The sequence below is a fragment of the Bacillus sp. D48C genome (genome assembly GCF_053345735.1).
In genome coordinates this window covers 165,222-180,839 of the sequence record NZ_JBKFAQ010000008.1, presented here as the reverse complement: position 1 = coordinate 180,839, position 15,618 = coordinate 165,222, and the positions used below count along the sequence as shown (strand labels likewise).

12 protein-coding genes and 1 riboswitch are annotated in these 15,618 nt (G+C 35.7%); all 12 genes read right to left on the bottom strand.

Annotated features, from left to right (window positions below; translation table 11 throughout):
• Positions 1-71: 71 nt before the first annotated feature.
• The 12 genes from ymfI to ACLBXA_RS19735 all read right to left on the bottom strand — a co-directional run bounded on the left by ymfI (position 72) and on the right by ACLBXA_RS19735 (position 15,068).
• Positions 72-785 carry an elongation factor P 5-aminopentanone reductase gene (gene ymfI, locus ACLBXA_RS19790; protein ID WP_000759625.1) on the bottom strand — a complete coding sequence of 238 codons (714 nt, stop codon included), beginning with the start codon at positions 783-785 and terminating at the stop codon, positions 72-74.
• A gap of 100 nt (positions 786-885) precedes the next feature.
• Entirely contained in the window at positions 886-2,172 is a 1,287-nt protein-coding gene (yfmH, locus tag ACLBXA_RS19785) for an EF-P 5-aminopentanol modification-associated protein YfmH (protein ID WP_000411972.1), read from the bottom strand.
• Positions 2,173-3,447 (bottom strand): EF-P 5-aminopentanol modification-associated protein YfmF, encoded by a 1,275-nt coding sequence (gene yfmF / locus ACLBXA_RS19780; RefSeq protein WP_000772416.1) that lies wholly within the window; start codon positions 3,445-3,447, stop codon positions 2,173-2,175. It abuts the gene before it with no gap.
• A gap of 209 nt (positions 3,448-3,656) precedes the next feature.
• Positions 3,657-4,616 (bottom strand): ABC transporter permease, encoded by a 960-nt coding sequence (locus ACLBXA_RS19775; RefSeq protein ID WP_000008857.1) that lies wholly within the window; start codon positions 4,614-4,616, stop codon positions 3,657-3,659.
• Positions 4,617-5,675, bottom strand: a complete 1,059-nt coding sequence (locus ACLBXA_RS19770) for an ABC transporter permease (protein WP_001085255.1) — start codon at positions 5,673-5,675, stop codon at positions 4,617-4,619.
• On the bottom strand, positions 5,668-7,200 hold the full coding sequence (locus tag ACLBXA_RS19765; protein ID WP_000456928.1) for an ABC transporter ATP-binding protein: 1,533 nt from the start codon (positions 7,198-7,200) through the stop codon (positions 5,668-5,670). The genes ACLBXA_RS19770 and ACLBXA_RS19765 overlap by 8 nt, the downstream gene beginning before the upstream one ends.
• A 117-nt stretch (positions 7,201-7,317) precedes the next feature.
• Positions 7,318-8,394: a BMP family lipoprotein gene (locus ACLBXA_RS19760; RefSeq protein ID WP_000725767.1), complete on the bottom strand. Its 1,077-nt coding sequence runs from the start codon at positions 8,392-8,394 to the stop codon at positions 7,318-7,320.
• Between the two features lie 92 nt (positions 8,395-8,486).
• Positions 8,487-9,212 (bottom strand): GntR family transcriptional regulator, encoded by a 726-nt coding sequence (locus ACLBXA_RS19755; protein WP_000114182.1) that lies wholly within the window; start codon positions 9,210-9,212, stop codon positions 8,487-8,489.
• Positions 9,213-9,445: 233 nt separating this feature from the next.
• Positions 9,446-9,547: riboswitch (purine riboswitch) on the bottom strand.
• Positions 9,548-9,749: 202 nt separating this feature from the next.
• Positions 9,750-12,131, bottom strand: coding sequence for a DNA translocase FtsK (locus ACLBXA_RS19750; protein ID WP_001118795.1), 2,382 nt, complete (start codon positions 12,129-12,131; stop codon positions 9,750-9,752).
• 212 nt (positions 12,132-12,343) lie between these two features.
• Positions 12,344-12,547: a YlzJ-like family protein gene (locus tag ACLBXA_RS19745; RefSeq protein ID WP_447617418.1), complete on the bottom strand. Its 204-nt coding sequence runs from the start codon at positions 12,545-12,547 to the stop codon at positions 12,344-12,346.
• Complete coding sequence (gene tepA / locus ACLBXA_RS19740) at positions 12,544-13,293, bottom strand: translocation-enhancing protein TepA (protein WP_000139825.1); 750 nt, start codon at positions 13,291-13,293, stop codon at positions 12,544-12,546. The genes ACLBXA_RS19745 and tepA overlap by 4 nt, the downstream gene beginning before the upstream one ends.
• A 104-nt stretch (positions 13,294-13,397) precedes the next feature.
• Positions 13,398-15,068, bottom strand: a complete 1,671-nt coding sequence (locus tag ACLBXA_RS19735) for a ribonuclease J (RefSeq protein ID WP_000823089.1) — start codon at positions 15,066-15,068, stop codon at positions 13,398-13,400.
• Positions 15,069-15,618: the final 550 nt, after the last annotated feature.

The following is a 15,618-nucleotide window of genomic DNA, read 5'->3' as shown; positions in this document are numbered from 1 at the left end:
AAGCACCTCACTATTGAGTAATAAAATCATCCTTAATTTGTGCAACTGTTCATTTTTTATGTAAGAAATTTTTAGCAGTGCCAACCGCCATTCACTCCGATGATTTGTCCAGTTATGTATGATGCTCCTGGTGATACGAGGAATGAAACTGTTTTTGCTACTTCTTCTGGTAATCCTATTCTACCTAATGGTATATCTTCAGCAATTCCCATTTTATCTTCTTCAGAAAAAACACTTAACATTTCCGTTTCAATTGCTCCTGGTGCTACTGCATTCACACGTAATCCACTTAAAGAAACTTCTTTCGCTAAAGCTTTCACATATGAATTTTGCGCCCCTTTTACCATTGAATACAGCACTTCACAAGAAGCCCCTATTTGTCCCCATATAGATGAAATAATTACAATATTACCACTTCTCCTCCCGATCATAGGCGGAAGTGCCATTGAAAGTAATTTATATACGTTCTTCACTTGAAGTTCTACCATATAACCCAATTCTTCGTTTGTTACATCTGTTACTAGTCCAAAAATACTCTTCCCAGCTGCGTATACAATAACATCAATAGGGTGTTCAATTTGTCCCCACAATTGCTCTGCTCCATCACTAGAAGCCAAATTCGCTTGAACAGGGATAACTTCTCCCCATGCTTTCTGCAATTCCAATACCTTTCCTTCACTGTTATTGTAATGAACATAAACTGTATATCCATCTTGAATTAATTGTTTCGAAATAGCAGAGCCAATCCCTCCGCTCCCTCCAGTTACTAACGCATACTTTTTCATAAATTCCCTCTCTTATCTCTACAAGTTCAATTTTCACACAACTAAATAATACCCTCATCTTACAATTTTTCAATGATAAGATGAGGGTATCTTTAAAATGTTATTTTTTCGGTAACACCTGACAAACACTCATTTTTTCTTCTGATAACAATAATTTTGCTACTTCTTGTAAGTCTTGAACCGTCAGCCCTTCTAATACAGTCAATGCATCAAATAGACTAGATTCATTAAACGCATATCGTGTAAATTGATTTGCAATATATTCTGGTGAATTCAACGAGCGTAAAAAACCACCAATTTTCTTTTTCTTCACTCGTTCTAATGCCGCCGCATCTAATTGATCATAATCTGTTTTTAATAAAATATCTTTTAAACGATCTGCCAATTCATCAGGTTGTTTCGTATCACCACCAACCATTGCAAAACCGAAGTTATTTTCTTCTGTATAGTCATACGAGAATGAATCATCAATAAGTCCTTCATTATATAAAGCTTCGTAATGAACAGAACTTTTTCCAAATAAATAATCTAAGAGTAACGTAAGCGCAATTTCTTGTTTTAAAAGCGCTTGCCCCTTTTCTTTTAAATTAGTCGCTTTAATACCAACTAAACATTTCGGTGTTTGCACAGGCATTGAAATAATTTTTTTCTTTTCATTTACCTCATTTGGTTCCTCTTCAAATGAACGCACAATTTCTGGCTGGTTTTTATAATCTTTTTCCGCTTGATTTTCACGTACTAAATCCATTGTTTTCTCTGGATCAATTGCACCCACAACAAATAATAACATATTGCTCGGATGATAAAATGTTTCATAACATTCATATAATAAATCTTTCGTAATTTTACTAATAGATTCGATTGTGCCTGCAATATCAATTTTAATTGGGTGTTTTACAAACAAGCTATCAATTAACCCAAAGTACAAACGCCAATCTGGGTTATCTTGATACATTTGAATTTCTTGCCCAATAATCCCCTTCTCTTTTTCAACTGTTTTTTCAGAGAAATAAGGCTCTTGCACGAAGTTTAGCAATGTATTTAAATTTTGTTCTACGTTTGAAGTACATGAAAAAAGGTAAGCTGTTCGTGTGAAGGATGTAAAAGCATTTGCCGATGCTCCTTGTTTACTAAACAATTGGAAAGCATCGTGATCTTCTTTTTCAAATAATTTATGCTCAAGAAAATGTGCAATCCCATCAGGCACACGAATCATTTCTTCTTTCCCCAATGGTACAAATGTATTATCTACTGAACCATATTTCGTCGTAAACGTCGCAAATGTTTTATTAAATCCTTGTTTCGGTAAAACATATACATCTAATCCATTAGGAAGTTTTTCATAATAGAGTGTTTCTTTTAATTGCTCATAAACAATTTTTTCCATTTACTCTCCCTCCGTTCCTTGTAAAAAGTAAATTGTATCTAGTTCAATATTTTTAGCTACTTTTACAATTTCTTCTTTTGTTACACTTTCTATACCTGTAAGCCATTCTTCAACTGGACGTGTACGATCTGAAATAATACCATGATATAGCATTTCTACAAATCCACGCGGTGTATCAATCGCCTCTAATATTTGATTTTGGATGACACTTTTTGTTTGATGTATTTCTTCTTCAGAAAACTCTCCGTTTTGCATCGCAAGCATTTGTTCTTTAATAATCTCAACTGCTTTTTCATAATTTTTCGCTTCGATTCCTGACATAACAAATAATAAACCTTTATGACTTTCAAAGCGCGATGCTGCATAGTACGCTAAACTATTTTTTTCACGCACATTTACGAATAACTTCGAATGAGAAAAACCACCAAACAATCCATTGAACAATTGCAATGCAAAATAATCTTCATCTTTATATGTGACAAATGTACGATAACCGATGTGTAATTTACTTTGTTTTAATTCTTGTTTTTCAACAACTTCTTTTTCTTCATTATTTCGTCTATGAAGGAGTACATTTCTTTCTCTCACTGGACGAGCTGAAATAGAAAAATACTTACTTACAAGATCAACGGCGTTTTCTGAAATATCACCAATAATATATAGATCCATCTCATCTTCCGCTAACACCTTTTGATAATATTGATACAGACTTTCATTTGTAATAGAAGCAACACTCTCTTTTTTTCCATTTGCACTTAAACGATACGGTTCTACTTTGCACATTTCTTCAATTAAACGCTCGTTTGCATAACGCATTTTATCATCATAAGTAGCTTCAATTCTCTGTAACAGTGCTCTTTTTTCACTTTCTACGATAGAAGATAGGAAACCGTTCCCCTCGGTTGCTGGATGTAACACAATATCAGACAACATAGAAAGCGCTTTTTCAAATAACGGTGGTGCATCATGTAAATAAACTTCATTTGCAATGTCTACATAAATGGAGATAATATGGTCTTCCCCTTTTTTACTTACATCTACCGCTAAAGAAGACCCGTATAATTCTTCTAAATATTGACGAAGACGAATTACAGAAGGTAATTTTTCTGTGGCACTTTGCAATACGTATGGCAATAGGGCACGCTCTGTCACCGTCTCCTCATTTAAAGGCGCTTTAAAACGAAATACAAAGGTATTCGTTTTATATTTATCAGTCGGAATAATATGTACGCGCAAACCACCTAACTCATGTAGTTGTTGTTCCATTAGTTTCATTTATAGCCCTCCTTTACGTATATAGGAATATTCCTCTTCAATATACAGTTTTTAGAAATAAAAAATCAACTTTTCTCCCTTATTATGCTTACATATGATTCTTTCTAAAAACTTTAATATGTAAGGAACATAGTAAAATTCCGTATTAAATATATTCTATGTAAAAAAGCCCACACTAATGTGCGAGCTTTTTTATACTTATAAAATACTTATCGTTTTCCTTTTTCATAAGGAGTTCCTAATGCTTTCGGAGCTTCAGAACGACCTACAAAACCAACAAGCGCTAATATTGTGAATACATATGGTAATATCGTTAATAAAACACTTGGAATTTGATCTAATACAGGAATTGTTCCGCCCGTTACACTAAGAGATTGCGCAAAACCAAAGAATAGAGCTGCACCTAGTGCGCCTAGTGGATTCCACTTCCCAAAAATCATAGCAGCTAAAGCTAAGAAACCTTGTCCTGTAATAGTTGCCCCTGAGAAGTTATTAGAAATTGACATTGCAAAAATCGCTCCACCAATTCCAGCAAACACTCCTGAAATACAGACTCCAATATAGCGCATTTTATATACGTTAATCCCCATCGTATCCGCTGCCATTGGGTGTTCACCAACAGCACGTAGACGAAGACCGAACGGTGTTTTATAAATAACATACCAAACAACGAATGCTAAAATAATGGCAATATACGACGTTATTGGTACATTCGAGAAAAATATTTTCCCTAAAACCGGAATATCCGAAAGGCCTGGAATATCAATCTTTTCAATACGATACTGAATAAAGTCAGTCTGCCCTTTATCAAAAATCTTCTTAATTGCAAATACCGTTAAACCAAGAGATAAGAAGTTAATTGCTACACCACTTACAACTTGATCTGCTCGGAATGTAATAGAAGCTACCGCATGAAGTAATGCAAATAATCCACTACCAATTGCCGCAAATAATAACGCAATCCACGGGGTCATCGTTCCCCAAGTATCACCCATTAATAAGTTTGTAACAACTCCAATAAATGCACCAAATAGCATTAGTCCTTCTAATCCGATATTTACAACACCCGATCGTTCACTAAATACTCCACCTAGTGCTGTGAAAATGATAGGTGCCGATGTATATAACGTACCTGTCACAAGAATGGCTAATATATCTAAAAAGCTCATTTATTTCCCCTCCTTGCTCATGCGTGTAAGCGCCCATCTTAACACATAACTACATGCAACAAAGAAGATGATACATGCAATAATTACATTAATAAGCTCTGATGGTACATCTGCCTCAAAGTTCATTTGAGGGGAAGCACTTTTCAAACCACCAAATAATAAAGCTGAAAGGATTATACCAAACGGATTATTCCCTCCAAGTAATGCTACGGCAATCCCATCAAATCCTACTCCTGTAAACGAAGACATCGCGGTCATACTCTGGAATGTTCCTAATCCTTCCATCGCTCCACCAATCCCCGCAAATGCACCAGCAATTGTCATGGAGAATACTACATTACGAGAAACTTTCATACCTGCATATTGAGAAGCATGCTGATTAAATCCTACCGACTTTAATTCGTAGCCTAAAGTTGTTCGATCTAATAAGAACCACATTAAAATAGCGATTAATATTGCTACAATAATTCCCCAGTGAAGACGCGAACCATCAGTAATGCTAGCAAGCCAGTCTGAAGATAGTGATGCACTCTCTTTAATGTCATACGTTTTATCATTACCTTCATGTAAAAAGCGCTTAATGATGTCATATGTTACATATAATGCGATATAGTTCATCATAATTGTTACAATAACCTCATTAACTTGAAACTTTCCTTTTAAATATCCAGGAATGAAGCCCCAAATTCCTCCTACCAATGCTGCGAATAAAATAGATAATGGAATATGAAGGAAAGCTGGTAGTGAAACTGCATAACCGAACCAAACCGCTGCAAGCCAACCAACTAGCAATTGACCCTCTACCCCGATATTAAATAAACCTGTACGAAATGCAAACGCCACTGATAAACCAGCAAGAATAAGCGGTATCATTGTACGAAGCGTTTCACCAATCGCACTTGCGCTACCGAACATCCCTGTCCAAAGTGCACTATAACCTACAATTGGATCATAACCACTAACTAACATTACAATCGCTCCGACAAGTAAGCCAAAAATAACGGATAGTACTGGGACTAAAATATTTATCGTTCGTTCTGTTAAAAGTTTTTTAGCCATTTGTACCCACCTGCTCCTTCTTTGTTCCCCCAGCCATTAACAATCCAAGCTGTTGTTCATTCGTTTCTTTCGCATCAACTATTGCTACAATTTTCCCTTCATAAATAACAGCAATTCGATCGCTAACATTTAAGATTTCATCTAACTCTAGTGATAAAAGTAATACACCTTTCCCTTTATCCCTTTGCTCTATTAATCTCTTATGAATAAATTCAATTGCTCCTACATCTAAACCACGTGTTGGCTGTGCTGCGATTAATAAATCTGGATCACGGTCTACTTCACGTGCAATAATTGCTTTTTGTTGATTTCCCCCAGATAGAGCGCGTGCTAAAGTTTGCTCACTAGGTGTACGTACATCAAACTGTTCAATAAGAGCCTTTGCTTTTTCTGTAATTTTGCTGAAATTTAAAATCCCTTTCTTTGAAAACGGATTCTTATAGTACGTTTGCAGAACTATATTATCTCTAACAGAAAAATCAAGGACGAGTCCGTGTTTATGACGATCTTCTGGAATATGACCAATTCCTTCTTCTGTTATTCTTCTAACAGGCCAATTTGTTATTTCTTTCCCTTTAATTGCAATAGAACCTGACTCAACTTTTCGTAAACCAGTAATTGCTTCTATTAATTCACTTTGTCCATTTCCATCAATCCCTGCAATCCCAACAATTTCCCCCGCACGAACAGTTAAGTCAAGGCCTTTTACAGCAGGTAGTTGACGTGCATCGTGAACAACAAGATTTGCAATTGAAAGTACCTCTTCTTTTGGTTTCGCGTCTATTTTTTCTGTTTTAAAATTCACTTGACGTCCGACCATTAATTCTGCAAGTTTATTTTCATCCGTATTTGCAACGTCAACCGTTCCAATTCCTTTTCCTTTACGAATAATCGTACAACGATCGCAAACTTCCATAATTTCTTTCAACTTATGTGTAATAAGAACAATAGATTTTCCTTCTTGCACAAGCTTTTTCATAATTTGAATTAGCTCATGAATTTCTTGTGGTGTTAACACAGCTGTCGGTTCATCAAATATTAAAATTTCTGCACCGCGGTAAAGAGTTTTCAAAATCTCAACACGCTGTTGCATACCCACTGAAATATCCTGTATTTTCGCATATGGATCTACAGCTAAACCGTATTGTTCAGACAGTTTTTGAATTTCTTTAGCAGCTTCCTCAACAGCAATTTTCCCTTTTTTCCTCGGTTCATTTCCGAGAATAATATTCTCTGTAACTGTAAAATTATGAACAAGCATAAAGTGCTGATGAACCATTCCAATACCAAGGTCATTTGCCACATTCGGATTGGTAATATTTACAGACTTTCCTTTAATTTTAATTTCACCTTGTTCTGGTTGGTACAAACCAAATAGTACATTCATCAATGTGGATTTCCCTGCACCATTTTCTCCAAGTAAAGCATGTATCTCACCCTGCTTTACTTGCAGCGTAATATCATCATTCGCTACAATGCCTGGGAATACTTTCGTAATGTTATTCATCTCAATTACGTATTCCATTGTGTTCCTCCTTTTAACAGGGAACATTCCCTATTACACTATTAACTTATTAAGCAATTCGGAAGTTTTATACATACAAAGGTTAGTTCTATGAACTAACCTTTGCTATTTCTCTATTTATTTTTTTAGAGAAGCTTCATATTCTTTATACTCTTTATCTGTAGCCGGTACTTTAATTTCACCGTCTGTAATTTTCTTTTCAAATTCTTCTACTTTTGTTAAAATTTCAGGGTTAACTTTTTTCACGTTATCAGTTGTTTTTGAAATACCAATACCGTCATCTTTTAAACCAAACGCTTCTACTTTACCGCCTTTTAACTTACCGTCTTTCGCTTCTTGCGCTACTTTTTCAACAGCGATATCTACACGTTTTACCATTGAAGTTAATGTTACGTTTTCAGGCATACCTTCTTGGTTTTGATCACGGTCAACACCGATTACCCAAACATTTTCACCTTTTTTCTTACGGTTTTTCGCTTCAGTGAATACACCGTTACCTGTACCACCAGCAGCATGATAAATTACGTCTACGCCTTGACCATACATTGCTGATGCAAGAACTGTACCTTTTTCAGGTTTATCGAATGCTTCTGCATATTCAGATACGATTTCAATGTTTGGATTTACTGCTTTTGCACCCGCTTTAAATCCATTTTCGAATTTACTAATTAAATCACTCTTCATCCCACCAACAAATCCTACTTTATTCGATTTTGTTGACATAGCTGCTACCGCACCTACAAGGAATGATCCTTCATGATCTTTAAATGTAATGCTCGTTACGTTTGGTGCATCTACTACAGTATCAACGATTGCAAATTGTTGTTTTGGAGATTCTTTTGCTACTTCTTTAATTGCACCTTCTAATTTATAACCAATTCCGAAAGATAAATCATACTTATCTTTTGAAAATTTCTTTAAGTTTGGAATATAATCCGCTTCTTTTTCAGACTGTAGGTAACGATAATTTGTCTTTTCCTTTAATCCGTTATCTTTACCAAACTTTTTTAGTCCTTCCCAAGACGATTGGTTGAACGATTTGTCATCAACGCCCCCAACATCCGTTACCATACCGACCTTGAAGTCTTTCGTGTCTTTCTTATCACTGCTTGCCTTATCCGAGTTACCACATGCACCTAAAACTGTACTTGCTGCTAATGTTAATGATAATAAAAGACCTGCTTTTTTCTTCATACTAGAAACCCCTCCAAAAATGATATATATTTTTTTATTCTTTCGCTGCTGTCCCTTACTTCTTGCTGTCACCTCCCTAAAAAGGAACTTACCTACATACGCTTTCTTAATACGTGGAAGCTAAACTTATCAGCTCTAAAGTAATTGATAGAATATAAGATTGGCTCATCATTTTGATCATAGTGCATTTGTTTTAATACAAGCAGTGCTGTTTCAGGCTCACATTCTAAAATCGGTGAGATTTTAGGGTGATAGCCAATTGGCTCAATGTGAGCAACCGCATATGTTATGCGCTTATGCGTGTTATTATGTATCACCGTTAATAATGACTCCTCATTGTAACCCGATAAATCTGGCAATATTTCTTTTGCAAGTTTATCGATACAATATACAACAGGTTCCCCATCTGCTGTACGCACGCGTTCAATCATCACTGCATTGAAACCATCTTCACTATTAAACTTCTCTTTTTCCTCTTCTGTTAAAGTTGTAGTAGATGATGATAAAAAGATCGTTCCTGGTGTTTTCCCCACACTAGAAATCATATCTGTAATACTAGAAAGTTGTTCTATTCCAGAAGAAAATAATGGCTTTGCATTTACAAATGTCCCTACACCATGTCTACGAATGACAACATTTTCTTCTTCTAAAATACGTAACGCTTCCCTTAAAGTCGCTCTACTTACGCCAAGTTCTTTCGCTAAATCAAACTCTGATGGTAACTTTTGTCGTTCTTTATAAGCCCCATCTTTAATTTTTTCTTTGATGTGATCAATCACCCGTAAATATAGGTGACGACTATCGGATTTTACTGACATAAGACTCCCCCGCATTTCAATTATTCGACCTCTGATGTAAGACTTCTTTTCTCTTTTTTCAACTTACAACATAGTACAAATGACTAACCACTAAAAATAAGCGCAATTGTCGAATAAATAATAATAATTTTTTAAAATGAAATTTTCACTCTTTACTGTATAAAAAAAACTTTGCACCATAAACATTCCTCATTTCGAGAAAAAGTTCGGCACAAAGATCCTTTACATCCTTTGTTACACACTTTTCCCCTCATAGTCTAGCAATTCATGGTTGCCAGGTAGAAACTTATGGACCTTATCTCCAAGATTATATGAGGCAGTGATTCTTTTCGAAGTAATCTTACCACTTGCTCTCATACGTGTCAACAAAATCCAACATTTTTCTGCATTAAATATCGAACATTTACATAAAACATACTCAAAGTATTCGTATTCTAAAGATACCCTCTAAATGTAAGCCCTTTCTTTATTGCTGAGTATAGTATATAACAAAAACACTATATAAAAAAGCCTAATTGTAAAAACAATTAGGCTTTTTTAAGAACTTTTTTCTTGTACATCATTAATGAGTACTTCTCTCGGTTTACTACCTTCATATGGACCTACTACACCATTCATTTCCATTGCATCAATTAGACGAGCAGCTCGCGTATAACCTACTCTAAACCTACGTTGTAGCATAGAAACAGATGCTGTTTGCATTTCCACTACAAGTTGAACCGCTTCATCATATAATTCATCTTCTACTTCCTGCTTCGTATCAGGAACATCTTGCGGAATCATATCTTCTTGATATTGTGCTTTTTGCTGTCCAATAACATATTCTACAACTCTCTCAACTTCATCATCTGATAAAAATGCACCTTGTACACGTACAGGTTTCGATGCACCAATTGGTATAAACAGCATGTCGCCACGACCTAGTAGCTTCTCTGCACCACCACCGTCAAGAATTGTACGAGAATCTGTTTGAGAAGATACAGCGAATGCAATACGTGATGGAATATTCGCTTTAATAACACCCGTAATAACGTCAACTGACGGACGTTGCGTTGCAATAATTAAATGAATACCAGCAGCACGAGCCATTTGCGCTAGACGCATAATCGCATCCTCTACATCAGACGAAGCAACCATCATTAAATCTGCTAACTCGTCCACAATTACTACAATATACGGTAATTCGGGTTGTTTCGCTTCTGATTGACTATTATGCTCTTTTATATAATCGTTGTATCCTTCAATGTTACGTGTACCACTATGAGCAAACAATTCATAACGACGTTCCATCTCACTCACAACTTTTTTCAATGCTTGCGATGCTTTTTTCGGATCAGTTACAACTGGTGTTAACAAATGAGGCACACCGTTATATACATTTAACTCTACCATTTTCGGGTCAATCATCATTAATTTTACTTCATGTGGTTTTGCACGCATTAAAATACTAACAATAATACCGTTAATACATACACTTTTCCCGCTCCCTGTCGCACCAGCTACGAGTAAATGGGGCATTTTATTTAAACGGGCTAATACAGCTTCACCTGTAATATCTCGGCCAAGACCAATTAACAACTTCTCTTCCGGATGATTGTTAGCCTTAGAATCAAGAACTTCCCTCAGCGTTACCATCGAAACTTCTGAGTTCGGAACTTCGATCCCTACAGCTGATTTCCCGGGAATTGGCGCCTCAATACGAATGTCCTTTGCAGCTAATGCAAGGGCTAAATCATCACTTAAACTGACAATTTTGCTTACCTTTACCCCCATATCAGGATACACTTCATATTTTGTAACTGCAGGACCTCTATGCACTTTTGTTACTTTCGCTTTCACTCCGAAACTTTGGAATGTACGTTCTAATTTACGAGCATTCTCATAAATTTCCGCATTTTCATTTGTAACTTGCTTATTCTTTGGAAATTTTAATATATCAAGTGAAGGAAGCTTGTAATCTTTATTTTCTACATTTGAAAATTGCATAGGAGGTGCTTGCGCTTCACTCTCTAACGATTCAACGATTTTTTCTCCACGCTTTTTCTTTGATTCTTCAATTGGTGGAGTCTCTTCAATAAACGGTGAAGTGATCAAATCTTCTTGCTCTACTTCAATTCGTTTATCCTCTTCTTCATTTGCAGGATAATTCTCAGTGAAATTTGAAATAATTGGCGGATCAATTTGGATTTCTTCCATCGGCTCAATCACTTCTTCTTGTTCTGCAGCACGTTTGCTTCTTGTACTTCTTGTTGTTTTTTTCTTTTCTGTTTGTTCAGCCGTTCTTTTGGATCTCCAATCTTTATAATCCACTTGCATCACTTGAAATTGACTTCTAAGAATTCTACCAACTGGAGCTAACACTTCTCCAATATGTTTATTTGTTATACAGAGTACCCCGAGAATAACTAAAATAATCCCAATGATATAGGCTCCTACTTCGTCGAATAGGAAGTAACATGTCGCGAACATAAGCGCACCAAACATACCACCGCCTAAATGAACGCTATCTGGCCCTTTTTTCATTTCAAGAAAGAAGTTATCTTTCGTACTCACAATAACAGAAGTATTTTGCACTGCTCCATCTTTTGTAAGAAGGTTAAATAATGTAATATGACTAAACATTAATATTGCCAATACAATTAAATAAAATCCAATTAACCGTTTATTTAAAAGGTTCGGCCATCCGCGTTTTATAACAAAGGAAACCGATAAAGCTATTACACCTAACACACCAATTATGTACCACTCACCAAAGAAGAAGCGAAAAAATAACACAAACGATTTCCCTACAACGCCTAGCTGTAAAATCGTAATGATTGAAAGTGCAAAAAGAGTTAAACCGACGATTTCATAATACAAAGTTGGCTTTATCGTACGTCTTGCCTTTGCCTTCGTCCCTCTTTGCTTTTGTTTTGCCATTTCTTCACCTCGTGTTCTACATATAAGTAAAGCTCCCCTAAAAATGCTCTATTTATATGTCTGTTTTCTCTATTTTTCAGGTCTTTATATCTTCTATTTTTACACTTCTTGTAAAATGCTAAATAAACAGAAGAAAGCAGCCTACTCATGGCTGCTCAACCGTCTTGTTTTTTATATTATACCATAGCTTCTAAACAAAATCCTTCTTTTTGCTAAAAGGTTATTTTCTGACCGGGCTCAAACTCTAAATAGTGAAGTGGGTCCGTACTTAGCACACGTACAATAGAATAACACCCATGTTCCTCTTCAGAAACCATTAATTCCACACCATTTATATTTACAACTTTTTGACTTTTACATTGTGAATAATCGGCCGGATACACAAGTTGCTCTGGCATAATTGTATATAAAATCATTGTAACATTGTCCCTTCTGCACTACCTTCCGCGCGAACATCTATTAATTCGTTTAATTTTCGAATCGCATTTCCAATACCACCAACATCATCTATAAGACCGTACTTTACTGCATCTCCACCAATTACATTCGTCCCAATATCTCGCGTTAAATTTCCTTTCGCAAACATAAGCTCTTTAAAACGATCCTCTGTTACTTTCGAGTGCTTCGTCACAAAACGAATAACTCTTTCTTGCATCTTATCCAAATACTCAAATGTTTGCGGCACACCTATGACAAGACCTGTTAAACGAATTGGATGAATTGTCATCGTCGCAGTTTCCGCAATAAACGAATAGTCAGTAGAAACAGCAATCGGTACACCGATGGAATGTCCCCCACCTAAAACTAGAGATACTGTTGGTTTTGAAAGTGAAGCTACCATTTCTGAAATTGCTAGTCCAGCTTCAACGTCACCTCCAACCGTATTTAATATTAAAAGCAAACCTTCAATTTTCGGATTTTGTTCAATCGCAACAATTTGCGGAATGATATGCTCGTATTTTGTTGTTTTATTTTGCGGCGGTAATTGAACATGACCTTCCACTTGTCCGATAATCGTTAAACAATGAATACGTGATTCATTCATCTGTGGTACATTTGTCTGTCCAAGCTGTTGAATTTTTTCTACTATTGAAGCCTCTTTTCCAGCTTCTTTTGGCTCAGTTTCTTTTTCTTCATTTGTATATCGATCACGTTCTGTCATTTCGCATCCCCTTTCACTCGTATATAACTATTATTTCTTAAGTTATAAATTTCATTCGATAGGGTTAAAAAGAAAAAAAAGATCACCCATAAGGGTGATCTTTTTTATACTTCCATAATAATCGGTAAAATCATAGGTTTTCTCTTTGTCTCTTCGTACAAGAACTGTCCTAATAATTCACGAATATTTTGTTTTAACATTGACCATTCAATCGAATATTCTTTAATTGACTGCTCAACAATCATACGTACAATCTCTGTAGATCGTTCAATTAACGCTTCTGACTCACGAACATATACGAAACCACGTGAAATGATTTCTGGACCAGAGATAATTTTCTTTTCATCTTTACCAAGCGTTACAACTACTACTAATATTCCATCTTGAGATAACATCTTTCTATCTCGAAGAACGATATTTCCAACGTCACCTACACCTAATCCATCAATTAAAACATTACCAGCTTGTACTTTACCGACTAAGTTCGCTTCATCGTCACCAAAAGCAATTACATCGCCTTTTTCTACGATAAAGATATTTTCTCTTGTAATACCTACATCTTCAGCTAAATACGCATGTGCTTTTTGCATACGGAACTCACCATGTACGGGTACAAAGTACTTCGGTTTCATTAAATTTAACATTAATTTTAATTCTTCTTGGCTACCGTGACCTGAAACATGAACTTTTCTTTCGCCGTAATAAACAACTTCAGCTCCAGCTCTAAATAACAAATCAATAATTTTTGATACAGATATTTCATTACCCGGAATTGGCGAAGCAGCAATGATAACAGTATCACCTTTACGAATTGAAATTTGTTTATGTGCTTGTTTTGCCATTCTAGATAGAGCAGCCATCGGTTCACCTTGACTACCTGTCGTTAAAATAGCTACCTTTTTCTCTGGGAAGTTGTCTACTTCTTGTAATGAAATAACCATACCTTCTGGAACATCTAAATAACCAAGACGTCTTGCAATGTCTACTACTTTCACCATACTACGTCCTACTACCGCTACTTTTCGCCCTGTTTCGGCAGCTGCATCAAATACTTGTTGAATACGATGTACATTCGATGCAAATGAAGCAACGATAATACGACCTTCTGCGCCGTAGAACACTTTAGAAATTTCTACACCAACTTCTTTTTCAGAACCTGTATAACCTGGGCGCTCTGCGTTTGTACTATCAGATAATAAGCAAAGTACGCCTTCATTTCCAATTTGAGCCATTTTCCCAAGGTCTGCTCCACTATTTCCAATTGGAGTTTGATCGAATTTAAAGTCTCCTGTATATACGATTGCACCTTTTGATGTATGGAAACAAACACCAACAGAATCTGGAATACTATGTGTCGTTCCAAAGAATGACACCGTTGTAGTATTAAACTCTACTGTTGAATTTGAATCGATTGTTTTTAAGTCTACACGACCTAACATACCCGCTTCGCCAAGTTTTTCTTGTATAAGTCCTACTGTTAATTTCGTTGCATACACTGGAATAGATAATTTACGAAGTACGTAAACAATACCACCAATATGATCTTCATGACCGTGAGTAATAAATAAACCCTTTACTCGCTCTTGGTTTTCCACTAAATATGTAATATCAGGAATAACGATATCAATTCCAAACATTTCATCTCCCGGGAACATTAACCCTGCATCCACAATAAAGATTTCAGAATCAATTTCAACACAGTACATGTTTTTCCCGATTTCACCTACTCCACCAAGAGCAAATACTTTAACAGACTCATTCTCTTTTCTCTTCATGTTGTTGCCTGGTTTAAAAATCTTGCAAACACTGATTTCACTAAAATTGCAGAGACACCAGGGGAAACTCTACAACCACCATATATTCACCGTCCAAGACGAATGTCCTTACCGTTATGCGATATCATGTCCTTGTTTATTTTTTAAACCAGGTTTCACCTCTCTTTCATTATATAAATCAAATATCTTATTCGATATGATATGAAAATGTAATTAAATTATAATTTTTACCAATTTTGCTAAGCATACCCGTACTAAGCTACTTAGCCATATTATACCTGATACAAGAAATAGAACACAAGTTAAATCGTGCGAAAGAAAAAGTAAAAGAAAGGAACAGCACTAAAAGTATATGGCTTATTTCCGCTGCTTTTATACTCCATGTTATTTGGAAAAAACTACCCTAAATACTTTAAATTACTTTCATTTGATGGATTTCCTAGATTTTTTTCTTGAATCGCACAAAAACACTTATAAAATGAAGCTTTTTTATAGATTACGTCATATTTGAGGCAATTCCTATAAAAACATAACCGAAAGTATTTTCTGT